We start from the raw sequence: 25,616 nt of genomic DNA, 5'->3' as shown, positions 1-25,616 counted from the left end.
GGTCACGGGGCAAGCTCCGCCAGAATGCGCGCCAGCTTCTGTTGGCGCTCGCCGGTCGCCGCTTCCTGATCGCGTGTCTCCTGAACCACGTCGGGAGCGGCGCGCTCGAGGAAAGACCGGTTCTCGAGGCGTGCCCGCAGGCCGTTCCGCTGCTTCGTCAGCTTCTCCAGTTCACGCCCCACGCGATCCGCCTCCTGCGCCCGATCAACGATGCCGGCGAGCGGAATGTGCAATTCGAAGTCGCGGACGACACGGCGGACTGTCTCCGGATCGTGGGCTGGCGCGGCCTCGGCGAACGTGAAGGATTCGAGGCCCGCCAGGCGCTCGACGTGATCCAGATGCGGACCAAGCCGTCTGATGGTACCGCGATCCGCTCCGTGTGCATGGACCGTGATGGAACGCCGGGGCGGCACGTTCCATTCGGAACGGACGGTGCGCACGGTCGTGACGACATCCTGCAGCAACGCCATAGTAGCGACGGCGCCGTCGTCACGCCAGGCCTCGACCGGCGCAGGGAATGGCGCGAGGGTCACGGTCCGGCGTTCGTCGGGAACCGGCGCATGCAGCGCCTGCCATACCTCCTCCGTGACGAAGGGAATGAAGGGATGCAACAGTCGAAGCAGCCGATCGTGAACTTCCAGCAGGACTGCTCCGGCCCGGGCACGCGTCTCACCGCCGGCCTGGAGTTCAGGCTTGATCAACTCGATGTACCAATCGGCGTACTCGTGCCAGAACACGTGATACAGCCTGTCGGCGGCGACATCGAAACGGAAGTCGTCCAGCGCCGTACCCACTTCGGCCGCGAGTTCGCTGACCCGGTGGAGCATCCAGCGGTGGATTAGGCCAAGCGAGCCCGCCGGCGGGAGTTCACCTGACGAACCGGAAGTACCTCTGCCTCCCCTCGCCCGTGCCGACTCCGGTTCGGCCGTGTTCGCCTCCGGAAACTGCATCCGGACAAACCGCGATGCGTTCCAGATCTTGTTGATGAACTGCCGGTAGGCCCGCAGGCGCCCCTCGGAGAGCGAAATGTCCATCCCCGGTGACGCCAGCGCAGCGAGCGTGAAGCGGAACGCGTCGGCGCCAATCGTTCCCATTACTTCGAGCGGATCGACGACATTCCCCTTCGACTTGCTCATCTTCCGTCCGTGTTCGTCCCGCACCAGCGACGTGACGTAGACCGAACGGAACGGCACGTCGCCCCGGAAGCGGAGGCCAAGCATCATCATCCGGGCGACCCAGAAGAAAATGATGTCGTGGCCGGTCACCAGCAGGGTCGTCGGATAGTAGCGGCGCAGGTCCTCCGTCTCTTCCGGCCAACCCATCGTACTGAATGGCCACAGGCCCGAACTAAACCAGGTATCCAGGACGTCCTGCTCCTGCGTGAGAGCGCCCCCGCAGCCGCACGCGGCCGGCGCCTCCTCGGCAACATGCGTCTCGCCGCACTCCTCGCAGTACCACGCAGGGATGCGATGGCCCCACCAGAGTTGGCGTGAGATGCACCAGTCGTGGATATTGGTCATCCAATCGTTGTACGTACGGGTCCAGTTATCCGGAACGAACTTCGTGCCGCCATCGACGACTGCGGCGAGCGCAGGTTCGGCCAGCGGTGCGATGCGAACGAACCACTGCGTCGACAGGAGAGGCTCCACCACCGTCCCACACCGCTGACACTGCCCTACCGCGTGCTCGTGATCTTCGGTTGCAACGAGCAGGCCGTCCGCCCCGAGGCGTTCAACCAGCGCCGAGCGCGCCTCGAAACGGTCCAATCCCGCGTAAGGTCCGGCGGACTCGGTCATCCGTCCATCCTCGTCAATTACCGCGATCCGCTCGAGGCGGTGCCGCTCCCCGATGGCGAAGTCATTCGGATCGTGCGCCGGCGTTACCTTGACGGCGCCGGTCCCGAAGGCGGGGTCGACAAACGTGTCGGCGATCACCGGCAGGGCGCGCCCCATGACGGGAAGCGTGAGGGTCCGGCCGATCAGGTCCGCGTACCGGGAATCGTCCGGGTGAACCGCAACCGCCGTGTCACCCAGCATGGTCTCGGGCCGCGTAGTCGCCACGGTCACCGAACCGCCGCCATCGGCATGCGGATACCGAATGTGCCAGAGCTTCCCCCGGGTCGTGTGATGCACCACTTCGAGATCGGAAAGCGCGGTGCGACAGCGCGGACACCAGCTCACCAGGGCCGGAGCGCGATAGATGAGGTCATCGTTGTACAGCGTTACGAAGACCCGGCGAACGGCACGCGAGAGGTTCTCGTCCAGGGTGAAGCGCTCGCGTGACCAGTCCACCGATGCACCCAGCTTCCGCATCTGGCTGGTGATGGTGCCGCGGCTCTTGCCGACCCAGTCCCACACGCGTTTCTCGAACGCCTCGCGGCCGAGGTCGTGGCGTGATCTGCCTTCCTCTGCCAACTGTTTCTCTACGACGTTCTGTGTCGCGATGCCGGCATGGTCGGTACCGGGAAGCCAGAGGACATCGAAGCCCTGCATCCGCTTCCAGCGCGCGATCACGTCATGCAGCGTCTGGTTGAGTGCATGGCCGATATGCAGCCACCCCGTTACGTTGGGAGGGGGCAACACCATGCTGAACGGAGGTCTGTCCGACGCCGGGTCGGCGCGGAACGCACCGATCGCTTCCCAGTAGGCGTACCACTTGGGGTCCACCTCGGTGTGCTCGAACGCTTTCGACAACTGACGCATTATTCGGAGGGCGGACGGACGTTCATGCGGGCCAGCTCCTCGCGCACGACCCGATCCACAGTCTTCGCAACCACCTGCGCCGCCATGTCACGGACGAATCCCTTCGTCAGCCGGCGTCGAACCCGGCGGGTCAGCTCGCGCTTCACGGAGTCGCCAAAGTCGGGCGGGATGGCGGACGCACTGGCAATCGACGCGGATACTCCGCCGGACCGCGGCGCGAGCTCGCGTTCCGCGGCGAGGAAAGTGGCGAACGCCTGCGCGAGGATCGGGCGATGGGCAAGCGCCGTCGGCTCCGGCGCCGGTGACATCTCAAGGGGTTCCGGCGCGGCGCGCACAACGATCGGCTCCGGCGCGGGTGCCGACTCGACCGGTTCAGGGTCGGGCACCGGCGTTACGTCGATCGGCTCCGGCGCGGGTTCGGACCGGACGGGAATCGGCTCCGGTTGAGGCCCGACATGCATCGGCTCCCGTGCCCCCCCCTCCGGCCGCCGCGCATCGCCGGCGCCGGATTCGAACGAAGCAGCTTCTCCAGCTTCCGCTTCGGGTGCAGGCGCCACGTAGGCCGGGTCGAGCAGCATCATGACGCGAGTCACAAGCTCGCGTGGAACGAAGGGCTTCACCAGGATGTCGCGACAGCCGGACGCGTTGGCACGATCCTGGTCCACCGGCTCGAACGCGCCGGTGAGCAGCACGACAGGGAGACTGGATTCGGCGGCCCGATGTCCGATGCAGGCGGCAAGATCGTAGCCGTCGGTGCCGGGCAGACTGGCATCGGCCAGCACGATGTCGGGCGGCTCGCGTTCGATCGCCGCGATGGCCGCGTTGCCGTCGTCCACCACGACGACATCGACGTCCTCGCCGGTGAACGCGAGCTGCACAACCTGCTGGATCGCAAGGCTGTCCTCGGCCAGGAGGAGCTTGTAGCTCATGAATGGACGGAGAGTACCGGGAGGCTCGAAGCGGCGTCAACAGCGCGCTCCCGGTGCCGCGCGGGGTTTCAGCCGGGCTCCGAGCGGGAAACGGGGCGCACGTTCTCGCGAATGAAGTCGATGATGGCCCGCATCGGTGTACCAGGCTGGAACACACCAGCCACGCCCGCCTTCTTGAGACGGGGTATGTCGGTGTCGGGAATGATGCCTCCGGCCACGACGAGCACGTCATCCAGACCCCGGTCGGCAAGGAGCGCGGTCATGCGGGGGCAAACGTGGTTGTGCGCGCCCGAGAGGATTGACACGCCGATGACGTCGGCATCCTCCTGCAGAGCCGTCTCGACAATCTGTTCCGGGGTCTGGCGGAGTCCCGTGTAAATCACCTCCATCCCCGCGTCGCGCAACGCACGGGCGATTACCTTTGCGCCGCGATCGTGGCCATCGAGGCCCGGCTTCGCCACGACGACACGAATACGCCGCACGGTCATCTCTCCCTCAGACCTGTGGCGTTTCTTCCCATTCGCCCCATACGTCGCGCAGCGAGTCGCACAACTCGCCGAGCGTGGCGTCGGCGCGAACCGCGCTGATCAGCGGTGGCACCAGGTTTCCGGTACCCTCCGCCGTGCGTCGGACGTCATCGAGTGCCCGGTCGCACGCCGCGTTGTCGCGGCGCACTCGCATCGCTTCCAGTCGCTCAACCTGCGCCGCCGCTACCGACTCATCGATGTAGAGCGTGCGAACCGTCATCTGCTCCGCCCCCTCGACGTGGGAGTTGACCCCGACCACCTTCGTCGCGCCCATCTCTACGGCCTGCTGCGCGGCATACGCGCTGTTGGCGACCTCCTGCTGGGGATATCCCTGCTCGATCGCCGCCACCATGCCTCCCCGCGCGTCAATCCTCTCGAAGTAATCCCACGCGCCCTCTTCCAGATCCCGAGTCAGGGATTCCAGCCAATAGGACCCACCCAACGGATCGACAGCTTGGGTGACGCCACTCTCGTGCGCAATGATCTGCTGCGTCCGGAGCGCGAGCAGGGCCGCTTCCGTGGTCGGCAGCGCCAGCGCCTCGTCAAGTGCGTTGGTGTGCAGCGAGTTCGCGCCGCCCAAGACCGCCGCCATCGCTTGCAGCGCGGTCCGCACGACGTTGTTGTACGGCTGTTGCGCGGTAAGCGACACGCCCGCCGTCTGCGCGTGAAACCGGAGCTTCCAGGAACGCTCGTCCCGCGCCCCGTAGCGGTCGCGCATTACCGTGCCCCACACCTTGCGCGCCGCCCGGTACTTCGCGATCTCCTCGAAGAAGTCGTTCTGCGCATTGAAGAAGAACGAGATGCGCGGCGCGAACGAGTCGACCTCCAGCCCCGCGTCGATCCCATGCTGCACGTATTCCATCCCGTCCCGTAGCGTAAACGCCAGCTCCTGCAGTGCGCTGGCTCCGGCCTCACGGATGTGGTAGCCGCTTACGGAAATGGTGTTCCAGCGAGGCACTTCCCGGGCGCAGAAGGCGAAGGTGTCTGTCACCAGGCGCATCGACGGGCGTGGCGGGTAGATGTACTCCTTCTGCGCAATGTACTCCTTCAGAATGTCGTTCTGGAGTGTTCCCGAGAGGCTTCCCCAGGCAACCCCCTGGCGCTCGGCCGCTACCAGGTACATTGCGAAGATCATGGCGGCCGGACTGTTGATTGTCATCGAGGTGGTCACACGGTCGAGCGGGATGCCCTCGAACAGGCGCATCATGTCGGCCGCCGACGCGACGCTAACGCCGCACTTCCCCACCTCTCCTTGTGAGAGCGGGTGGTCCGGGTCCCTCCCCATCAACGTCGGCAGGTCGAACGCCACGCTCAGCCCCTGCCCGCCTGCATCGAGCAGGTCGCGGTACCGCCGGTTGGTCGCCTCCGGGGTGCTGAAACCGGCAAACTGCCGCATCGTCCAGAGCTTGCCCTGATAGCCGCTCTCGTGGATGCCGCGCGTGTAGGGAAACTGCCCGGGGTCGTTAAGATCGCTGGCGTAGTCGAAGTCGGCGAGATCGCCTGCGTTCGCGGCCGGGACCGGCTTTTCCGCCGTGGACATCGACGCGTCAGGCCTCAAGCCGGAACGCGGCGAGATGCGTAGTCTCTCCGTCGCCGAAGGTCGCCGTGAGTTCGATCAGGTACTCGCCGGGCGGCAAGAACGGGAGGGCCACCGGCACCTGGAATGCGTTGGGTCCCGCCTGAGACCCCGTCGCGTCACCGCGCCCACCCGATGCCGGCTGCGAATCGGCTCCCGCCGCACCGGGCTGCAGGACGTCGAGTGGCACGATCGTCTCTCCGGCGCGATTCACCAGACGGGCTTCCACTTCGGGGACGGCGCCTCCCGGCGCGTAGGCCTGGAAGCGCACCAACATCCGCTCCGTGCGGCGGAAGCTGCGGGACACGGCGGGGGGCACGGTCCAGTCATCGACGAGCGAGCGGTATTCCAGTTCGTTGCGGGCCCGAACGAACAGCGGTGTACTCAGGACCACTTCCGGGTTGGTGTAGTCCGGCACGTCCATCTCGATCCGGTCCCGATCGAGCACCTCTCCCCCCGACCCCTCGATCGCCAGGCCCAACTGCAACTCGCCGGGCTCCACTTCGAAGGTGGCCCAGTTGCGTTCTCCCGCCCCTTCCTCCGGTATCCGGCCGCGGAAGTATGCGCCCCCGTCACCCATGGCGGTAAGCAGGACGGTCGATGCTTCGTCGCGCCGCCCGCGTCCATCGGTCGGCTCCCAGACGAAAGTCACCTGCGTCTTGCCATTGCCGTCACTTCTCGACGTGCCCAGCCACGTCCGGACCAGGCGCCCGCGACGCGGTTCGGCCAACTGATCCAGCGCGACATCCACCGCGCGGGGCGGCTCGTTGACGACGGTCCTCTCTGCCCGCTGCACGTCCCGCTCGGTGATCGCCCAATAGCCCGGTCGCGCTCGCACCCTCAAGGAAGGATTACTGACCCGCACTTCGATCTCGTGGAACTCACCGTCGGTCGGCGCGGCGCCCGAGTTGTAGCCGAGCAGGTAGTAGCCGTTCGCGTCGGTCAGCATCCGTTCCAGACCGGGGCGCAGGTCATTCTGGTTCACGATGGCCCGCCCACCGGTCTCTTCCGCGAGGATGCGGAGCGTATCCTGCGTCACGCGCAACTGCCGCCGATCCGTGTTGAAGCTGACGGTAGGCTCCGACACGTCGAACTCGAACACGGCGAGACCGCGCGGGTCGACCGTGTAGATCGACGTGTTGAAACGGTTCGCGGTCCGGAAGATGTACCGCAGGTCGCTCAGGATCTCGGCGCTGCGGAAGAAGGCGAAGGATTCCTCGAACGAGTTGTCTCCGGCGAAGGGATCGAACCGCGCCGGATTGATGCCGGGATCGACCGGCATCTCCGCGTTCTGGCTCCTCAACTGCGGCGGTACGTAGTTGGAATAGCCCTCGCTCACGAGCAGCACGGACTTCCGCCCCTCACGGAGGCCGCCCAGCCGAATCATCAAGCCGCGAAGCGCCGACAGGGAGACGTCGTTGCGCACCCGTTCGACGACCTCCGTCGGGTAGAAGACGTACCGCGCCTCGTACGTGTTGCGCGCTTCGTACTCGTACTTCACCCCTTCGAACTGGCTGACCGCGCGGATGATCGCCTCGTGATCCCGCGTCAGGACCACCGAATCGAGCGGGGTCAGGGGATACATCACGGCTACCAGGTCGGTCGGGATCAACTCGTTCTCGAGGAAGTCGACCAGCATGCGGCGGGCACGGATCCCGTTGCCTTCCCGGACGTGGTAGTCGTCGAGAAAGATCACGAAGACCCGGACGTCCGGCTGCGACGCCGCCAGTTCCTGGTCCGACCGGGTCACGCCGACGCCGGTCTGCACTCCGCTGGCCTGCACTTCGAGCGGGTCGATCCGGATCACCTGGAAGGAGTCGACATCCTGTTTGACTCCATCCTCGTAGACCTCGAAGTCATCCTGCGTCAGGTCGAAGACCGGCGTACCGTCCTCGTCCGTCACGTAGGCATCGACCCGGATGTAGTTGACGCCACTCCGGAAGATGAGCGGCTGGCCGTCGGCGGCCGGCTCCACCGCTATCCCCGGGACCTCGGCGTCAGGCCGTTGGTCGGTCGCCTGCGTCTCGGCGGCGGCCCGTTCGGCCGCGGACGGCTCGGTGGCGGGCTCCTGACGCTGCTGCCACGCCGCCCCGCCGGAGGTGAGCGCCAGAGCCAGGCCGAACGCCGCGCCAACGGCGATCCAGCGTCTGGTCATTTGCCTCAATGTTACCATCGCGCCATGCTGGATGTCGCAGGCGCCACGCCTCCTCTCACCCGTCTTTCCGAAGAAGAACAGCTCTTCCGATCGAGCGTCCGCGTGTTCGCGGAAGCGGAGATCGCGCCGCGTGTCCGTGAGATGGATGAAGCCTCGGTGATGCACCGCGTGCTGATTGACCAGCTCTTCGACCTCGGGGTGATGGGGATCGAAGTGCCGGAGGCCCACGGAGGCGGCGGTGGTTCGTTCATGTTGTCGGTTCTGGCCGTCGAAGAGCTGTCGCGCGTGGACCCTGCGGTGGCCGTTGTCGTCGACGTGCAGAACACTCTGGTCATCAACGCGCTACGGCGCTGGGCGACCGGCGCGCAGCAATCCCGCTGGTTCCCGGGGCTCGCAACCGGGGCCGTGGGAGCCTACGCGCTGTCCGAGGCGGGCTCCGGCAGCGACGCGTTCGCACTGACCACGCGCGCGGTTCGTGAAGGCCACGACTGGATACTGACCGGGCGGAAGCTCTGGATTACGAACGCGGCGGAGGCGGAGCTCTTCATCGTTTTCGCCACCGTGGATCCGTCACTTGGCCACCGCGGCATCACCGCGTTCCTGGTCGAGCGCGACACCTCCGGATTCGCGGTGGGAAAAAAGGAAGACAAGCTGGGCATCCGTGCTAGCAGCACGTGCGAACTCCTGCTCGAGGGCTGCCGCGTGCCGGACACCCACGTGCTGGGTGAGATAGGACAAGGCTATCGGGTGGCGATGGAGACCCTCAACGAGGGGCGCATCGGGATTGCCGCCCAGATGGTCGGTCTCGCGCAGGGCGCACTCGACCACGCGATCGCCTACACGCGGCAGCGGGAACAGTTCGGCCGTCCCCTGGCGGAGTTCCAGGCAGTGCAGTTCCAGCTGGCGCAGGCGGCAACCGAGATCGAGGTGGCGCGGCTGGCTGCGTACAACGCCGCCCGGTTGCGCGATGCAGGTGAGCCTTTTCTCACCGAGGGGGCGATGGCGAAGCTCTTTGCGTCGCAGGTAGCCGAACGAGTCAGCTCGCTCGCCGTGCAGCTTCTCGGCGGGGTGGGCTACACCAGGGACTACCCCGTGGAGAAACTGTACCGTGACGCGAAGATCGGCCAGATCTATGAAGGCACGTCCAACATGCAGCTGCAGACCATTGCGAAGCAGGTTCTACGCCACTAGAAGTCTCGCGCCAGCGGAACTTCCAAACCATCCGCCAGAGCACGCACTGCTGGCAACTACGGCTCGGCCGGACCGATCACCTGCTCCGCGATGATCATCCGCTGGACTTCCGACGTGCCCTGGTAGATCTCGGTGGCTCGAGCATCGCGATAGAGGCGATCGACCGTCGACCCGCGCGTGTAACCGGCGGAAGCAAGAACCTGCATGGCGCGATCGGCGGCCCGATGCGCCGCCTCGCTGGCGGAGAGTTTCGCCATCGCCGCCTCCAGGATCACGCGCTCCTGCTGCTCAGCCGCCGAAGCGGCGCGCAGCACGAGCATGCGCGCGGCCGCCAACTCGGTCGCAGAATCAGCCAGCATCCACTGAATCGCCTGATGATGGCCGATGGGCTCTCCGAATGTCCGGCGCGTCCGCGCATGCGCGAGGGCCGCCTCGAATGCTGCTCCCCCTACTCCGAGCGCTTGCGCGCCAATGGCAATTCGGCCCCGATCGAGCGCGGCGAGCGCGATGCGGAAACCCGCCCCCGGGGCGCCTACCAGAGCGTCCCGGCCTACCACGGCCGCGTCAAGCTCCAAGTCGACGCAGCCGAGGCCGCGCACGCCAAGCGAGTCGCGGCGCCCTACCCTCCGCAGGCCGGGCGTGACGCCCGGCACGAGGAATGCGCTGATACCCTTCGCACCGCCGTGCGGCTCGGTCGCGGCAAAGAGCAGGACGACATCCGCAACGGCGCCGTTGGCCACCCAGACCTTGTGGCCGGTCAGACGGTAGTCGTCGCCGTCGGCTACCGCCAACGTCTCCTGGTTGGCTGCGTCGGCCCCGGCATTCGGCTCCGAAAGTGCAAAGGCGCCGATTGCCTCCCCCGAGACGAGCCGTCTGAGCCAGGTCGCCTGCTGCGCCAGTGTTCCGAACCGGTGAATCACCTCGGCGACGAGAGAATTCTGCACTGTGAGGATCACCGCCAGCGTGGCGCTTGCGGCTGACACGGCTTCGATGGCCAAGGCATAGCTGACAGTGTCACGCCCGGCGCCTCCCACGTCGACGGGAAGCGTTACACCCAGCAGCCCGTGACGCGCCGCATCCACAACCAGTTCCGTGGGGAAGACATCCTCGGCGTCGATCTGTGCCGCCCGCGGCACGACGACGGTGTCGGCGAATCGGCGCACTCTCGCCTGGAACGCAGCCTGCTCCGGTGTGTACTCGATCCGCATCGCGTGTGCCGCCGATCCGGGACCAGCAGCCTGTGCTCGTTGTGTCGTTAGTGCTCGCCGGTTACGACACGGGCGCGGCGGTGAGTCGTTCGAAGACCGGCCTCAGCCTGGCGACGCTGGCCGCCGGCGCCTCGGGGACGACGCGCGTCTCACTTACGACGGACATGAAATTGGTGTCTCCCTCCCAACGTGGCACCAGATGGACGTGCAAGTGGCCGACTACGCCGGCGCCCGCGGTTCTTCCCAGGTTCATCCCCACGTTGATCCCGTGCGGGCCGTACGCCTCGGTAAGCGCCATCTCGGCGAGGCGCGTCACCGCGATCAGCTCCGTCAGCTCCTCCGGTGTCGCATCCGCCATGCGGGCAACGTGCCGAATCGGCACCACCATGAGGTGGCCATTGTTGTAAGGGTACTTGTTCAGGATGACGAAGACCCGCGCGCCGCGGTAGAGCAGGTGCTCCGACGGGGTCGCCGGATCGAGCGCCCTGCAGAAAACACAGGACGGGTCATCGCCTCCGGCGGCGGCGGTCACGTACTCCAGTCTCCAGGGGGCCCAGAGGCGCTTCACGACGGGATGATGGAGACGGACGTGGAAGCATCCCCGGGCCGCGACGACCGATGACCCGGCGACGCCTCAGACCCGTCGTTGATCAACGCGCGAAGCTCCTTGCCCGGCTTGAAGTACGGAACCGTCTTGGGAGGGACCTCCACCGCGTCACCGGTTCGCGGATTCCGGCCTCTACGAGACCGGCGGTGACGCAGCCGAAAGCTGCCGAAGCCGCGGAGCTCCACCTTTTGCCCATTCCGTAGCGACTCGACGATGCTCGCAAAGACCGTGTCGACCACCTTCTCCGCCTCCTTGCGCGGAAGCTCGGCGGAGCGAGACACCTCTTCGACCAGCACGGCCTTTGTCATGCTGCTTCCGGTCACCACGGGCTCCTGGCCCCTGCGGGCGCCTTAGTCGTCCTTGCGGGACGCCGCGGCGGCAGATTGCTGCTGCTTGAAATGGTCGCCCAGCGTCACCTCGGGCGACGACTCGTCGGCATAGCTGCGCCAGTCTCTTTCGAAGTTCTCATCATGCAGGGCTCGTACGCTCAAGCCGATCTTCCGCTCTTCGGGACTCAGCTTGATGACCCGCATCTGGATCGTCGTGTTCACTTCGATGGCGCCCTGATCGCCCTTCTTCTGATCCTCGAACTCGGAGACGTGGATCAGGCCCTCGATGCCGTCGGCGAGCTCGACGAACGCACCGAAGTTCGTGATCCGCACCACTTTGCCGCCGACAACGTCACCCACCTTGGTGGCGCTGAAGAAATCGTCCCAGATGTCGGTGGAGAGCTGCTTGAGTCCGAGCGAGAGACGCTGGTTCTCGGCGTCGATGTTCAGCACCACCGCCTCCACCTCGTCACCCTTGTTGACCACCTCCGAGGGATGCTTGAGGCGCTTGCTCCAGGACATATCCGAGATGTGAATCAGTCCGTCGATACCCTCCTCCACCTCGACGAACGCCCCGAATTCGGTCAGGTTGCGAACCGTGCCGGTGATGCGGGAACCGACCGGGTACCGTGCGCCCAGTTCCTCCCAGGGGTTGCTCTCGATCTGCTTCAAGCCAAGAGCGATCCGCCGCGCGTGCGGATCGACGCCGAGCACCATCGACTCGACCGTGTCGCCGACATTGAGCAACTTGGACGGATGCTTGACCCGCTTGCTCCAGGACATCTCGGAAACGTGAATCAGCCCCTCGACGCCCGGCTCCAACTCCACAAAAGCGCCGTAGTCCGTCAGGCTGATCACCTTCCCGCTCAACCTCTGCCCCACCGGATAGCGCTCGGCCACGGTTGTCCAGGGATCGTCGTGAAGCTGTTTGTAGCCGAGCGAGATGCGCTCGGTCGCGGCGTCGAACTTCAGCACGACGACCTCCACATCATCGTTGACCTTGAACAGCTCCGAAGGATGCTGCGCGCGGCCCCAGGACATGTCGGTCACGTGCAGCAGTCCATCGATGCCGCCCAAATCGATGAACGCGCCGTAGTCCGTGATGTTCTTCACGACGCCGGTCATCACTTTGCCTTCCGCGATGGTGGCGAGCGTCTCCTGCTTCTTCTCCGCGTTCTCCTCTTCCTGGAGCACCTTGCGCGACAGAACAATGTTGCCCCGCTTCTTGTTCACCTTGATCACGCGCATGCGCAGCTCTTCACCACGAAGCGCATCCAGGTTTCGGATGGGACGAATGTCGATCTGCGAGCCCGGCAGGAAGGCACGAACCCCGATGTCGACCGCAAGCCCCCCTTTTATCCGGTCGATGACGCGGCCGAGCACGACCTTCCGCTCAGCGTAGGCCTTCTCGACCTCGTCCCAAATCTTCATCTTCTCGGCCTTCTCGCGCGAAAGCACCACGTGGCCGTCCCGATCCTCGGTCCGTTCGAGCAGGACATCCACCGTGTCGCCCGGGTTGACCGCCACTCCGCCGGTCTCGTCGCAGAACTCCGTCAGCGGGATGATTCCCTCCGACTTGTAGCCGACGTCGACCAGCACTTCGGTATCGGTGACCTTCAACACGGTCCCCTCGATCACCTCGCCCTCGACGATATTCTTGAGGCTTGCGTCGTACATCGCCGCCAGCCGGGCGTGTTCCTCGGGGTCGCGAACCTCTTCGTCGGGATCGCGGTACGGATCGTCTGTCGCGTCTACCATGCTGTCGGGTTCCTCCTTGCGGTCCAGCCGGCCTTCCCGCCTACTTGGGCCTGCGGCAAACTACGGATACTACGTCACTTATGCAAGGCCGTCAAACTGACGACGGCTCCCAGGCAACCGCTCCCGAATCACTTGCAGGACACGCCGCACCACCTCCTCGACGGGCACGCCAGTGGTGTCGATCCGCACGGCATCGTCGGCGATCTTCAGGGGCGACGCGGTCCGAGTCCGGTCGCTCTGATCGCGTTCGTCAAGTTCACGTCGTATTTCCTCCACCCCCGATGTCGCCGATCGCTGATGACGCCGGTCATGGGCGCGTCGGGCCGCCCGCTCCGACGGCTCCGCGTCGAGATAGATCTTGACCGGAGCGCCCGGGAATACCACGGTCCCGATGTCGCGTCCTTCCATGACGACGCTGCCTTCCCGAGCAAGCTCCTGTTGCCGCCGCACGAGCGACGCGCGGACATCTTCAAGCCGCGCCACCGCGGCGGCGGCGCGATCCATGTCGGCGTTGCGAATCTCCACGGTGACGTCCTCGCCATCGATCAGGATGCGCGGTCCGCTCAGTTCGAACCGCGAACGATCCGCAAGACGGGCCACCGCCGGTCCATCATCGAGCGCAAGACGCTCACGGATGGCCTTCCAGGCCACGGCGCGGTACATCGCCCCGGTGTCAACGTGGCGCCACCGCAATCTCGCTGCGATAGCGCGCGCGACGGTTCCCTTACCCGCGCCCGACGGGCCGTCAATGGCGATGACCGACGGTTGGTTCATAAGGCCGTCTGGCGCCCTTCGGCCAGTCGCGCCGCCGCCCGCCGGTGTGGCGCCGGCCGGCGCAGGGCCGGTGCGGCTTCGCGCGCTGCCCGCTGCAGCGCCTTCACTTCCGTCACCGTCAGCTCGCGCGCGTCGCCCGGCTTCAGGCCACCGAGAGCGAGTGGACCCAGTCGCGTCCGGCGGAGACGGTGGACCGGATGGCCGATAGCATCGAACATGCGGCGCACCTGCCGGTTGCGTCCTTCCCGCAGCGTCACGCGGACGCGGGTGCGGGGGTCGCGGATCCGGTCGCGGCCGGTCCCCCGCCGCGGCACCACGCGCACCTCCGCCGGCGCGGTCCGCTGACCGTCGAGGGTGATGCCGTTGGCCAGCCGGCGGAGCTGGACCGGCGTCGGAAGGCCTCGAACCACCGCCTCGTAGACGCGCGGAACCGCATGGCGCGGGTGCGTCAGGACCGACGCGAGACGGCCGTCGTTCGTCAGCAGCAGCAGGCCTTCCGAGTCGTAGTCGAGCCGGCCGACCGGGTAAACGTATTCCCGCACGCCCGGGATGAGATCGAGCACGGTCGGCCGCCGCTGCGGATCCTGGCGAGTCGTCACGTAGCCGGCCGGTTTGTGAACCAGCAGATAGCGGAATCGCTCCTGGCGGGCGACACGCCGGCCGTCCACGCGAACGTCATCGCGTGCCGGGTAGGCGCGCGCACCCAATTCGCGTACCGTCCGGCCGTTCACCGTCACGCGGCCGTCGACGATCAGTTGTTCGGCGGCCCGCCGCGATGCAATCCCCGCCGCGGCGATCATCTTCTGCAGGCGGACACCGGAAGCGTCCGCATCATCGTGCCTGGTCGTCGCCTCCATTGCCCGCATACCGTGGTGGAGCCGCCTGGTCAGTGCACCTTGCCGACCGGTTCGCCGTGAATGGCGGAGACGGAATCGCCTTCCGTGTCGAACGGCAGCAACTCGTCGCGCGGCGCCTCGGCAGCCAGCGCGGAGGGAGCGTCCATACCGAGCGCTTCCGCCATGTCCTCCACCTTCGGCAGGTCGGACAGGTCCTTCAAACCGAAACGGTCGAGAAACTCCCGGGTGGTGGCGTACAGGAACGGTCTGCCCACCACGGCCTTGCGACCGACCACCTTGATGAGCCGCCGTTCCACGAGTGTGCCGAGAACACCGCTGGTGTTGACTCCACGGATTTCCGCGATCTCCGGGCCGGTCACCGGCTGCCGGTACGCCACGACCGCAAGGGTCTCGAGCGCGGGGACCGACAATCGCTGCCTGGAGTGCTCGTGGAACAGCCGGCGCACCCAATCGTGCAGATCGGATCGGGTGACGATCTGGTAGCCCCCCGCAACCTCGATCAGCTCGAGCCCGCCGGGCCGATCCCGCCATCGCTCCACCAGGGCCGCAAGAGCCACGACGACGTCCTCCTTCGGCTCGGCGTCCAGCGTCCTCTGCAACGTCTTCAGCGTGACGGGATCGGGCGATGCGAAGATGAGCGCTTCGATGATCGCCTGCAGGTCGCCCCGCGACGGTTCGTCACCCATTGCTCGTCTCCGGGTCACGTCGCAAGACCTGCATCGCCCCGAACGGTCCGGCCTGCAGCACGCGGATCTGCTTGAGCCTGATGAGCTCCAGCAACGCCAGAAAGGTCGTGATCAGATCCCGCCGGGACGACGCGGCATCGAACAGATCCTCGAACCGCGAGGGCGCGCCAGCCGACAACCGCGCCAGCACTTCACGCATCCGAACCTCGATCGGAATGGTCTCTTCCGGTAGCGGCACCTGTGGCAAGCCGCTGCGGCGGGCGAGCACCGCCTGGAAAGCCTGGAGCAGACTGAAGAGATCCACTTCCAGCTCCCGCTCGAACGGCGCGCCGGCAATCGCCTCGACGCGAGCATCCGGACGGGTCCACTGCGCGCTCCGGACCGTTTCGCGGTCATGGAGCATCTCGGCCGCAGCCCTGAACTTCTGGTGTTCAAGCAAGCGGCGCACCAACTCCTCGCGTGGATCCTCTTCCTCGGCCGCCTCATCCTCCACCACGGTCCGTGGCACCAGCATCCGCGACTTGATCTGAATCAGCGTCGCCGCCATGACGAGAAACTCGCCAGCAACGTCCAGGTTGATCTCGCGCATCAGGTCGAGATACTCGAGGTACTGCCTGGCGATAAGCACAATCGGGATGTCGTAAATGTCCACCTCGTTCCTCCTGATGAGGTGGATCAGCAGATCGAGCGGCCCCTCGAAACTGCTTACCCGCACGGGGTAGTCGGGAAGGACGGACTCGAAGTCCGCCGGGATCCGAGTTGGGCCGGAAGGCACCGGATCAGCGGCCAGCTCCGCCGACTGCGTCGCCGCGCTCTCGCGCTTCTCGTCGGCCACCTGCCTACCCGTAGGTCAAACGAACTGCCTCGCGCACGTCCCGCATCGTCTCCTGCGCGGCGGCCCGCGCCGTTGCCGACCCGTCGTGCAGGATCTCACGTATCCGTCCCGGCCGCGCCAGGATCTCCTTCCTCCGCTCCCGCAACGGCTCCAGGTGGGTATTGATCGCCTCGGCCAGCGCCCGCTTGACCTCGACGTCGCCTACCCTTCCTTCCCGGTAACGCTTCTTGAAATCGTCCACCTGCGCCGTGTCGGAGTTGAACGCGTCGTGGTACACGAAGACTGGGTTGCCCTCCACGGTTCCCGGGATGTCGGCCCGGATCCGCTTCGGATCGGTATACATCCGCATTACCTTCTTCCGAACTGTGCCCGCGTCATCCGAAAGGTCGATGGCGTTGCCGTAGCTCTTCGACATCTTCCGGTTGTCAATGCCGGGCAGCCGGGGAAAGTGTGTCAACAGTGGTAGCGGCTCCGGAAAGACATCGCCGAAGAACTGATGGAAACGGCGGACGACCTCCCGCGCCAACTCCAGGTGCGGCACCTGATCGTCGCCCACCGGTACGTAGTTCGCACGGTACATGATGACGTCCGCCCCCTGCAGAAGCGGATATCCGAGAAAACCTACCGACGAAAGGTCCTTCTCCGAGAGCTGTTCGATCTGCTCCTTATAGGTCGGCACGCGTTCGAGCCAGGGAATCGGCACGACCATCTGCAGCAGCAGGTACAACTCCGCATGCTCCGGCACAAGCGACTGTACGAAGAGCGTGCTTCGGTCCGGATCGATGCCGGCGGCGATCCAGTCGGCGACGTTGTCGTAGGCGTAGGTTGTCAGCTCGGACGTGTCGGCGAACTCGCTCGTGAGCGCATGCCAGTCGGCGACAAAGTACATGCAGTCGTAGTCCGCCTGCAGATCGACCCATTTGGCGAGCGCGCCCATCAGGTGTCCCAAGTGGAGCGGCCCCGTGGGGCGCATGCCCGAAACGACGCGGGGGCGCTTCGGCTCAGCCGCCATGGAGGGCGTCCGTGACCGGGACCGGGAACGCAAGAGGCAGGTAGCGCGAAACCAACAGCCCTCAGAATACCCTAAATCGAGACGGTAGTTATCCGCGTGAAGAAGGCGAGGACAACATCCGCCAGCTTCGGTCCCACGACCGGTAGGAGCTCCTCGCGCGTGGCGCGACGCACATTGGCCAGACTGCCGAACCGCTCCAGCAGCGCTCGGCGCCGGCGCGGTCCGATTCCGGGAATAAGGTCCAGTTCCGAGTGAAAGTCGCGCATCGCCCGCGCGCGGCGGTGGAAGGTTACGGCGAACCGGTGCGCTTCGTCCCGCGCACGCTGCACCAGGTGGAGCGCCGGGCTGGACTTTGGCAGGCGCACGGGCGTGTTGCCGCCGCGGGTGTATATCTCCTCTTCCCGTTTGGCGAGACCAATCACCACGAGGTTGCCCAGGCCGAGCGTGTCGAGGGCGCGGTAGGCCGCAGTCAGTTGCCCCTGCCCGCCATCGACGACCACGAGATCCGGGAACGGCCCCCCTTCCTCCATCAGTCTCCGATAACGGCGGAACACCACTTCGTGCATGGCCGCGAAGTCGTCCGGTTTCGCGCGGCCCGCGCCGGAGCGGCGCTCCGTCTCCTCCGGCGCCGCCTGCCTCGGGTGGCCCTTCCCGCGTGAACCACGCCGTCCGCCTCGCGCACCGAGACCCTGCACGCGGAACTTGCGGTATTCACTCCGCTGCATGCGACCGTCGTCGCACACCACCATCGACCCGACGGTCTCCCGGCCCTGGAACGTCGAGATGTCGAAACACTCGACTCGGATTGGGGGCTGCGGCAATCCGAGTACGTGCTGCAGTTCCGTCAGGGCGCCGGCATGAATGCGTGCGTTCTCACTGTAGCGGGCGTCGTAGGCCAGCCCGGCGTTCCGCGAGGCCAGATCCAGCAACGCCCGGCGGTCGCCGCGCTTCGGCGTCCGGACCCGCACACTTCGGCCCGCCCGTTCCGACAGCCACGCCTCGATGGCCTCCCGGTCTTCCACCTCGACCGGCACATGCACTTCGGGCGGTACGTCGCGCGCCGCATAGAACTGCTGCACCGCGGCCGCGACAAGCCTCGGCTCGTTTCCCGCCGCCGCGACATCGTCTCCGTCCGCCGCCAGCTCCACTCGTTCGACGACGCGGCCGCGGCGGACCTGAAATACCTGGATGACCGCCCCGGCCGGGCCGGTTTTCATCCCGAACGCGTCGCGGTCGCCCAGTTGGGCCGTCGCCATCTTCTGCTGCCGGTCACGCAGGGTCTCGACCGTCCGCATCGCATCCCGGCACTGAGCCGCGCGCTCATACTCCTGTGCGGCCGACGCTTCCTCCATCTGCCGCCGCAGCCGACCGACCACTTCGTCGGTCTTCCCTTCCAGGAAGAGCCGCGTCTGCTTCACCGACTCGGCGTACCGGTCCGGGCCGCACACCTCGGCAACGCACGGGGCCACGCACCGCTTGATGTCGTACTCCAGGCAGGGCCTGTCGCGCTTGCCGGTAATCACTTCGTTGCACGATCGAATGCCGAACAGCCGGTGGGTCAGCGACATCGTCTTCCGCGCAAACGTGGCGGGCAGGAACGGGCCCGCATAGTAGTGCCCGTCGCGTGCCACCGAACGGGCAACCAAGACACGGGGGAACGCCTCACCGGTGGTGAGTTGCAGGTACGGGTAGTTCTTGTCGTCCCGCAGCAGGATGTTGTAGCGGGGCGACCGTTGCTTGATCAGGTTGTTCTCGAGCGCGAGGGCCTCGACCACAGAGTCGGTGACGATGACTTCAAGGCGCGCCGCCTCGTCGAGCAACGCATCGGTCTTCGGGTCGTTACCATAGGCTCCCAAGTAGCTCCGCACCCGGTCGCGGAGCGCGCGGGCTCGACCGACATAGATCGTCTCACCGGCCCGGTTGAAGTAGAGATAGACCCCAGGCTGCGCCGGCAGCCGCGCGATCTCGCGCCGCAGGTCGTTGATGGCCATGGGCCGGACGGGCGGCCAACCTCCCGCCCACCTTATAGAATAGACGGGCTCTCGCACCGGCAGCACGCCGGGCGAGCGGGTCGGACACGGATTCCATGACGTTCACCGGGGCCATCGGGCGCGCCTGTCTCTTTCCCCTTCGCGGCATCATCCGGTTGTGCGTGCTCCTCCGAATACATCCGAACGCCCTGACGCTGACCGGCGTCGTCATCAACGCGGCCGCGGGCGTGGCGCTCGCCGGCGGCTGGTTCCTGGTGGCAGGCTGGATCATGCTGCTCGCGAACATCTTCGATTTCATAGACGGCAAGGTAGCCGATGAACTGAAGCTCAGCTCGAGATTCGGCGGTTTCTGGGATTCCGTGATGGACCGCTTCTCGGACTTGTTCATCCTGACTGGCCTCATCTACCTCTACGCCACGCTCGGCCGCCCCGACTACGTACTGATCGCCGCGCTCACGCTTACCTTTTCTGTAATGACCAGCTACACCCGGGCCCGTGCGGAGTCGATCATCCCGCTCTGCAAGGTGGGTTTCATGGAGCGGCCGGAACGTATCGTCCTCTTCATGATCGGTGCGTTCACCAACCGGATGGCGGCTGTGCTCTGGGTGATTCTGGTGCTCTCGATCCTCACCGTCCTCGACCGGATCTACTTCACGTGGCGCGAATTGCGCGACAAGCCGGAGGTGGCGGGATGAGGCTGTTGACTCTACCACTCCGGATGATCTGGCACGCCCTCTTCTGGACGTTCGACCGCGCCACATGGCAGTACGACCTGATGGTCATCGCCATCCTCGCCTTCGTCTGGCTCACGCCGCCAGCCTGGCTCGGCGACCCGATGGCGAGCGGGCCGGGTCTGATCGGCCTTTTCGCGCAACTACTGTCGCTCTTCTAGGGGACCGCCGGCCTCCAGGCCGGCAAGAGAACAACAGTCGATGCCGACGTGGACGCCGGCGCACCGCGTCAGACGCGGTCCCGGTCGTCGCCGCCAAGGTCGAGCGTTTTACCCGTGAAATCGATGTCGTGTGCAGCGATCTTGTCCCTGAGGAGCCTGCGCACCTCCGCATAGTGGGCTCGGGGCACGGTGAGAGAGCGGGCGAGGCTGCGGAGACGATAGATGATCACCAGTGTGATCGTCTTCCCCTCGCGCCAGGAAAGGCCGCCAATCTGCGAGTACGGAACGTAGCCGGCGTCGGCCCAGATGCCGTCGGCGTACAGGCCGCGGCCAATCTTCAGGCGAAGCGGAACGGCATATGCGTAGTACAGGAGCATCATGCCCTCGCCGAACGCGCGTTGCGGCGGCTGCTGCTGCACCACCAGCTTGACGAAAACCAGGATGCCGGCGACGACACCGAGCGCGAGCATCCAAGGATACGTGGCCGGTGTCTCGACGGGCCAGGTGAGCAGTGCGGAGCGGCGGAAACGGCGATAGCGAACGAACTGAACGACGATGCGAAGCGTCGCGACCAGGAACCCGACGCCAAGCACGAACAGCGCGACGCGGATCGCCGACACCTCGGTGCCTCTTGCCGGACGAGGGTCAGACGCGCGACTGGTACTCGCCGGTCTCCGTGTTGACGCGCACCCTGTCGCCGTTCGATATGAACGGAGGCACCTGGATCGTCAGTCCGGTCTCGAGGCGCGCCGGCTTGAGCTGGGCACTCGCGGTCGCCCCCTTGATTGCCGGAGCCGTCTCCTCCACGGTCAAGTCGACCGTCAAGGGGATCTCGATGCCAACCGGATCACCCTCGAACAGCTCCACCGTGATGGTGGAGTCGGGCAGCAGGAAGCTGATCGTGTCGCCGAGCGTCTCGGCATCGAGACACACCTGATCGTAGGTCTCGGTGTCCATGAAATGGTGGCCGACCGCGTCGGCGTACAGGTACTGCATCGAGCGGCTGTCGAGCATTGCCCGCTCCACCGTATCGTTCGACGCGAAGCGGTGATCCTGCAGCGTGCCGGCGCGAATACTGCGCAGCCGTGTCTGTACGAACGCGCGTCCCTTGCCGGGCGTCACATGGTTGAATTCAAGGACGCGATAGAGCGTCCCGTTCATCTTGATGAGCATCCCTTTGCGGATGCGTGTCGCCTGCATCGATTCCATAGGCCGCGGATGGTACTACACAGGTTGTTCACCGGGGAACGTGGGACGACACGGCCGGATGCCCGCCGAGCGACACGCGCCAAGGGCGATCACCACCCGCCGCCACACCTATTCGCGTGCTCCAGCGGACGTCGTCCACCCGAACACCACAGACGCTGTCTATGCCCCAATCCTCGATGGCAAGGCGTGCGCCGCCGCACAAGTCAACCAGGTTCTCTCGGCGCGTGACGCCGAGCGCGCGCGTCAGGTTGGCTGGACCCCGGCAGAGTGCCACGTCGTCAGGGGACGACGCGCCGCGACGCAGGGCACGCAATCGGCGCCGACGCATCACGGGGACGCCCTTGAGCGGGCTGAGAGCCCGGATCAGCACAGCCGACGGATAGCCAGCCGACTCGGTGACTGCGTTCAGCAGTTCGTGCAGGCCATAGGTGAGGTAGACGTAGGCGTATCCTGCCGGCCCGTAGAGCGGCGCGTTGCGCGGCGTCAGGCCGGACGCGGCGTGGCACGCCGGATCGTCCTCCCCGCTGTAGGCTTCCGCCTCGACGATCGCGCCCGCCGCGGTACCGGACGCGGTGTGGTGGACAACCACCTTTCCGAGCAGCTCGCGCGCCACTTCGAGCGTTGGCTGCTGGAAGAATGCCCGGGGCAGCACGCGCGAGCAGTTCACGACTCCGCTGCCACCGCGGACCGTCTGAGCTCGACATCGTCGCGATCGTCGCGCTCCCGGTCACCCGCTCCGTTCAGCACGTGCCGCAGGTACCTGCCGGTGTGAGACGCCGCGTGCTCCGCCACCTCCTCGGGTGTGCCGGCAACCACGATACGCCCACCCGCCGCACCACCCTCCGGGCCGAGATCAACCACCCAGTCGGCAGTCTTGATTACGTCGAGATTGTGCTCGATCACCAGCAGCGTATGACCCGCCTCGACCAGCTTCGTGAACGCGGCCAACAGCTTCGCGATGTCGTCGAAATGGAGGCCGGTGGTCGGCTCGTCGAAGATATAAAGCGACTGCTCGCTCCTCCGTGCCCCCAGGTGCGCGGCGATCTTGATCCTCTGGGCCTCGCCTCCCGAGAGCGTCGTTGCCGGCTGGCCCAACTGCAGGTAGCCGAGCCCGATCTCGTCCAACACCTTCAGCCGCCGGAGCACCTTTGGCGATCCACTGAAGAACTGCAGCGCCTCCCGGACGGTGAGGGCCAGCACTTCGTCCACCCGCTTGCCGCGGTAGGTCACCTCCAGCACCTGTGGCTTGAACCGGCGGCCGTCACACTCCTCGCACGGCACGAAGACATCGGCGAGAAACTGCATCTCGACCTTCAGCTCGCCTTCCCCTTCACATGCGTCGCACCGCCCCCCCGGAACATTGAACGAGAAGTGGCTGGCGGTCAGGCCGCGTGACTTCGCTTCCCGTGTTGACGCGAACAGCTCGCGAATAGGATCGAACGCCTTGAGGTAAGTGACCGGGTTCGAACGTGGCGTGCGGCCGATCGGTTGCTGATCGATGAGCACGACGTCGGAAACCAGTTCGACTCCCTGGATGCCGCGGTGCCTGCCGACCCGCTTGTCCCACTCCCCCTTCGCCCGCTTGACCGCGGCATACAGCACATCGTGCACCAGTGTCGACTTTCCAGAGCCGCTGACCCCGGTGACGCAGGTGAACAGCTGCAGGGGAACCTCGACATCGATCGACTGCAGATTGTGCTCCGCCGCACCAACAACGCGCAGGCACTGGCTGCCCGGCAGGCGGCGGCGGCGCAGGAAAGGCAGCGGGATGCTGAGCGCGCCCCGCAGGTACTTTGCGGTCAACGATGTAGTTTCGGTCGCCAGGCCATCGACGCCACCCGCATAGACAACACGTCCGCCGCGCGTTCCCGCGCCGAGGCCGAGGTCGACCACATAGTCGCTCGCGCGGATCATGTCAGCGTCGTGTTCGACTACGAGCACCGTGTTGCCTTGATCGCGCAACTGCTCAAGGATCCGGATCAGCCGCTCGTTGTCGCGCGGATGGAGACCAATGGAGGGTTCGTCGAGAACGTAGAGAGTGCCCACCAGGGACGCGCCCAGCGAGGTCGCCAGGTTGATGCGCTGCGACTCGCCGCCCGACAGCGTGGACGAAAGCCGATCAAGCGTCAGGTAGTCGAGACCGACACCGCTCAGGAAACCGAGCCGGCGACGGATTTCACGCGTGAGGCGCTCGGCGATAGCCGCCTCTTGCGCTCCTAATTCCAGTTCGTCGAAGAAGCGGCATGCTTCTCCCACCGTGAGTGCGCAGATATCGCTGATGCGCCGGCCGCCTATCCAGACGTCGCGCGCCTCACGCCGCAGGCGGGTGCCATCGCAGTCGCCGCACGCGCGATAACCCCGGTACCGGCTGAGGAAGACACGGACGTGCACCTTGTATTTCTTCCGCTCCAGCCGGCGAAAGAACCCGCGCACGCCACGGTAGCGCGCGCCGTCGCCTTCGACGACGAAGTGCCGCTCCTCGTCGGTCAACTCCGCCCAGGGAACCGTCGTCCGGACGTCGTGCAGCGATGCCGAGCGTTTCAGTTCCACCAGGTTCGACCGGTAGTGCGGCCGGTTCCACGGCTCTATCGCCCCCTCCTGGATCGACTTCGACGCATCGGGCACGACGAGCGCCATATCCAGCTCGATCACGTTGCCGAACCCGTGACAGGTAGGGCAGGCGCCCACCGGACTATTGAACGAGAAGAGCGTCGGCTGGGGTACCTCGTACGCGATGCCACAGGGCTTGCACTCGAACCGCTCACTGAAGCGGTGCGACTTTGGCATTCCGTCGACATCCGCATCGACCTCGATCGCCAACCCCGTGCCGTTGCCCTCGTGGTAAGCAGTTTCGATTGCTTCGGTCAGGCGCGGGAGGACATCGGGACCGGTACCGATGCGATCGACGACGACAGTCAGCGCCCGTGCCCCGGACAGCGACGCGACATCCACGTCCTCGAACGCGACGGCGCGGCCGCCGATGGCCAGCCGGCCGAATCCCTTACGCCGTAGCGTGTCGATCGCGTCGGCAGCCGGGTGGCTTTCCGGCGCGGCGGCGGTCTCCGGCACCGGCGCCTCAAAGGCGATCAGCAGGCGCGTTCCGGCGCGCATATCGTTCAGGCCATTCGCCACCGCCTCGGCCGTTTCGCGCCGCACGAGCGCCCCGCATTCTCGGCAGATGGTCCTTCCGACCCGCGCGAAGAGGAGGCGCAGATAGTCGTAGATCTCGGTCGTCGTGCCGACCGTCGAACGAGGATTACGGACGCTGTTCTTCTGGCGGATTGCGATGGCGGGGCAGATGCCCTCAATCCGGTCCACGTCCGGCTTCTCCATCCGTTCGAGGAACTGCCGGGCGTAGGCGGAGAGCGACTCGACGTAACGGCGCTGCCCTTCAGCGTAGAGCGTGTCGAAGGCAAGCGACGATTTCCCGGACCCGCTGACGCCGGTGACGACGATGAGCTGCTCCTGAGGCAGGGTCAGGTCGATGTTCCGGAGGTTATGCGTGCGCGCCCCGCGGATCTCTATGCTTCCGTTTCGACTCGCCGGCGCATCGGAAGGCGCGCCGTTCCCGGAACGGCGACCACCGGCGGACGGTGTTGGTCGGAAGGACAACAGGCCATTGTAGCGCGCCGACGCGAAGCGACCACGTCAGCCGAGAATGCCGGCATCGTCGGGCGGCGGGGCGGCAGGTTCGACCAGATCACCATTCCCTTGCCGCAGCACCAGAACCTCCCGAAGCCGCTTGCGGCGCAGATCGGGCACCTGCGCGCCGGCGGCGGGATAGCCGACCGGCATCAGCAGACATGCCGTCTCATTGGCGGGCCGCCCGAGGACCTCCCGGAGGAATCCCATCGGGCTGGGCGTGTGCGTCAGAGCCACCAGCCCCACGTGGTGCACGGCGGTCAGGAACAGGCCCGCCGCAATGCCGACCGACTCCGCCACATAGTAGTGCCGGATGTGCTCGCCGGCCGGCCCCAAGCCGTAGTTCTGGCGGAATAGCACCACCAGCCAAGGGGCGATCTCCAGAAACGGCTTGTGCTCGTCGGTGCCGAGCGGCTTCAGGGCGCGCAACCACTCGTCCGGCATGCGTCCCCCGTAGTTCTCGCGTTCCTCGCGCTCCGCGGCAACCCGGATGCGGCGCTTGATCTCCGGATCAGAAACCGCGACGAACGTCCAGGGCTGTCGATGCGCACCCGAAGGGGCCGTAGACGCCGCGCGCACCAGATCCTCGACGACGCCGGCCGGCACCGGCTCCGGACTGAAATCCCTCACCGTGCGGCGCCGGTTCATGATCGCGAAGAAGCCGCGCGCCCGCGTCGCGACCTCGGGGGGCGACGGCTTCTCATAAGCCAGTGGGATCAGTCTCGGTTTCATGGTA

Annotated in this window: 23 protein-coding genes; 3 read left to right on the top strand and 20 right to left on the bottom strand. The window is 66.1% G+C overall.

All coding sequences use genetic code 11. From position 1 onward, the window contains the following. Positions 1-2 precede the first annotated feature (2 nt). The 5 genes from F4Y45_08085 to F4Y45_08065 all read right to left on the bottom strand — a co-directional run bounded on the left by F4Y45_08085 (position 3) and on the right by F4Y45_08065 (position 7,907). Positions 3-2,702, bottom strand: coding sequence for a valine--tRNA ligase (locus tag F4Y45_08085; protein MXY24466.1), 2,700 nt, complete (start codon positions 2,700-2,702; stop codon positions 3-5). Beyond that, on the bottom strand, positions 2,702-3,631 hold the full coding sequence (locus tag F4Y45_08080; GenBank protein ID MXY24465.1) for a response regulator: 930 nt from the start codon (positions 3,629-3,631) through the stop codon (positions 2,702-2,704). Before F4Y45_08080 ends, F4Y45_08085 begins: the two co-directional genes overlap by 1 nt. 68 nt (positions 3,632-3,699) lie before the next feature. Beyond that, positions 3,700-4,119, bottom strand: a complete 420-nt coding sequence (locus F4Y45_08075) for a cobalamin B12-binding domain-containing protein (protein ID MXY24464.1) — start codon at positions 4,117-4,119, stop codon at positions 3,700-3,702. A 7-nt stretch (positions 4,120-4,126) separates the two neighbouring features. After that, the gene (locus F4Y45_08070; protein MXY24463.1) at positions 4,127-5,698 is read right to left on the bottom strand and encodes a methylmalonyl-CoA mutase; all 1,572 of its coding nucleotides are present in this window, start codon (positions 5,696-5,698) and stop codon (positions 4,127-4,129) included. Positions 5,699-5,705: 7 nt separating this feature from the next. Further along, the gene (locus F4Y45_08065) at positions 5,706-7,907 is read right to left on the bottom strand and encodes a VWA domain-containing protein (protein MXY24462.1); all 2,202 of its coding nucleotides are present in this window, start codon (positions 7,905-7,907) and stop codon (positions 5,706-5,708) included. 6 nt (positions 7,908-7,913) lie between these two features. Here F4Y45_08065 and F4Y45_08060 point away from each other — a divergent pair, with 6 nt between their 5' ends. Next, the gene (locus F4Y45_08060) at positions 7,914-9,080 is read left to right on the top strand and encodes an acyl-CoA dehydrogenase (GenBank protein MXY24461.1); all 1,167 of its coding nucleotides are present in this window, start codon (positions 7,914-7,916) and stop codon (positions 9,078-9,080) included. A gap of 56 nt (positions 9,081-9,136) precedes the next feature. Here F4Y45_08060 and F4Y45_08055 read toward each other — a convergent pair whose 3' ends face one another. The 10 genes from F4Y45_08055 to uvrC all read right to left on the bottom strand — a co-directional run bounded on the left by F4Y45_08055 (position 9,137) and on the right by uvrC (position 19,137). Beyond that, positions 9,137-10,288 (bottom strand): acyl-CoA dehydrogenase, encoded by a 1,152-nt coding sequence (locus F4Y45_08055; GenBank protein ID MXY24460.1) that lies wholly within the window; start codon positions 10,286-10,288, stop codon positions 9,137-9,139. A gap of 61 nt (positions 10,289-10,349) precedes the next feature. Continuing rightward, positions 10,350-10,856, bottom strand: a complete 507-nt coding sequence (locus F4Y45_08050; GenBank protein ID MXY24459.1) for an HIT domain-containing protein — start codon at positions 10,854-10,856, stop codon at positions 10,350-10,352. After that, positions 10,853-11,203 (bottom strand): integration host factor subunit beta, encoded by a 351-nt coding sequence (locus F4Y45_08045; GenBank protein ID MXY24458.1) that lies wholly within the window; start codon positions 11,201-11,203, stop codon positions 10,853-10,855. The genes F4Y45_08050 and F4Y45_08045 overlap by 4 nt, the downstream gene beginning before the upstream one ends. Positions 11,204-11,245: 42 nt before the next feature. Further along, positions 11,246-12,982: a 30S ribosomal protein S1 gene (locus tag F4Y45_08040; GenBank protein ID MXY24457.1), complete on the bottom strand. Its 1,737-nt coding sequence runs from the start codon at positions 12,980-12,982 to the stop codon at positions 11,246-11,248. Between the two features lie 78 nt (positions 12,983-13,060). After that, positions 13,061-13,756, bottom strand: coding sequence for a (d)CMP kinase (locus F4Y45_08035; GenBank protein ID MXY24456.1), 696 nt, complete (start codon positions 13,754-13,756; stop codon positions 13,061-13,063). Beyond that, positions 13,753-14,613: an rRNA pseudouridine synthase gene (locus F4Y45_08030; protein ID MXY24455.1), complete on the bottom strand. Its 861-nt coding sequence runs from the start codon at positions 14,611-14,613 to the stop codon at positions 13,753-13,755. Before F4Y45_08030 ends, F4Y45_08035 begins: the two co-directional genes overlap by 4 nt. A 29-nt stretch (positions 14,614-14,642) precedes the next feature. Further along, positions 14,643-15,299: an SMC-Scp complex subunit ScpB gene (gene scpB, locus F4Y45_08025; protein ID MXY24454.1), complete on the bottom strand. Its 657-nt coding sequence runs from the start codon at positions 15,297-15,299 to the stop codon at positions 14,643-14,645. Next, a complete protein-coding gene (locus tag F4Y45_08020; protein ID MXY24453.1) occupies positions 15,292-16,053 on the bottom strand; it encodes a segregation/condensation protein A in 762 nt (253 codons plus the stop codon). Before F4Y45_08020 ends, scpB begins: the two co-directional genes overlap by 8 nt. Before the next feature lie 85 nt (positions 16,054-16,138). Next, positions 16,139-17,146 carry a tryptophan--tRNA ligase gene (trpS, locus tag F4Y45_08015; GenBank protein MXY24452.1) on the bottom strand — a complete coding sequence of 336 codons (1,008 nt, stop codon included), beginning with the start codon at positions 17,144-17,146 and terminating at the stop codon, positions 16,139-16,141. A gap of 71 nt (positions 17,147-17,217) precedes the next feature. Beyond that, positions 17,218-19,137, bottom strand: coding sequence for an excinuclease ABC subunit UvrC (uvrC, locus tag F4Y45_08010; GenBank protein MXY24451.1), 1,920 nt, complete (start codon positions 19,135-19,137; stop codon positions 17,218-17,220). A gap of 95 nt (positions 19,138-19,232) precedes the next feature. On the opposite strand from uvrC, the gene F4Y45_08005 reads away from it, so the two are divergent. Further along, a complete protein-coding gene (locus F4Y45_08005) occupies positions 19,233-19,832 on the top strand; it encodes a CDP-alcohol phosphatidyltransferase family protein (GenBank protein ID MXY24450.1) in 600 nt (199 codons plus the stop codon). Next, on the top strand, positions 19,829-20,029 hold the full coding sequence (locus tag F4Y45_08000) for a hypothetical protein (protein MXY24449.1): 201 nt from the start codon (positions 19,829-19,831) through the stop codon (positions 20,027-20,029). The genes F4Y45_08005 and F4Y45_08000 overlap by 4 nt, the downstream gene beginning before the upstream one ends. 68 nt (positions 20,030-20,097) lie before the next feature. Here F4Y45_08000 and F4Y45_07995 read toward each other — a convergent pair whose 3' ends face one another. The 5 genes from F4Y45_07995 to F4Y45_07975 form a co-directional block, all read right to left on the bottom strand. Beyond that, complete coding sequence (locus tag F4Y45_07995) at positions 20,098-20,649, bottom strand: hypothetical protein (GenBank protein ID MXY24448.1); 552 nt, start codon at positions 20,647-20,649, stop codon at positions 20,098-20,100. 25 nt (positions 20,650-20,674) lie between these two features. Beyond that, positions 20,675-21,229, bottom strand: coding sequence for an elongation factor P (efp, locus tag F4Y45_07990; protein MXY24447.1), 555 nt, complete (start codon positions 21,227-21,229; stop codon positions 20,675-20,677). Between the two features lie 37 nt (positions 21,230-21,266). Then, entirely contained in the window at positions 21,267-21,905 is a 639-nt protein-coding gene (locus F4Y45_07985) for a DNA-3-methyladenine glycosylase (protein MXY24446.1), read from the bottom strand. Continuing rightward, positions 21,902-24,763 carry an excinuclease ABC subunit UvrA gene (gene uvrA / locus F4Y45_07980; protein ID MXY24445.1) on the bottom strand — a complete coding sequence of 954 codons (2,862 nt, stop codon included), beginning with the start codon at positions 24,761-24,763 and terminating at the stop codon, positions 21,902-21,904. The genes F4Y45_07985 and uvrA overlap by 4 nt, the downstream gene beginning before the upstream one ends. A gap of 123 nt (positions 24,764-24,886) precedes the next feature. Beyond that, positions 24,887-25,612 carry a nitroreductase family protein gene (locus F4Y45_07975; protein MXY24444.1) on the bottom strand — a complete coding sequence of 242 codons (726 nt, stop codon included), beginning with the start codon at positions 25,610-25,612 and terminating at the stop codon, positions 24,887-24,889. Positions 25,613-25,616 lie beyond the last annotated feature (4 nt).

Source organism: Acidobacteriota bacterium, assembly GCA_009838525.1.
GTDB lineage: Bacteria > Acidobacteriota > Vicinamibacteria > Vicinamibacterales > UBA8438 > VXRJ01.
This window is presented reverse-complemented; position numbering and strand designations above follow the sequence as displayed.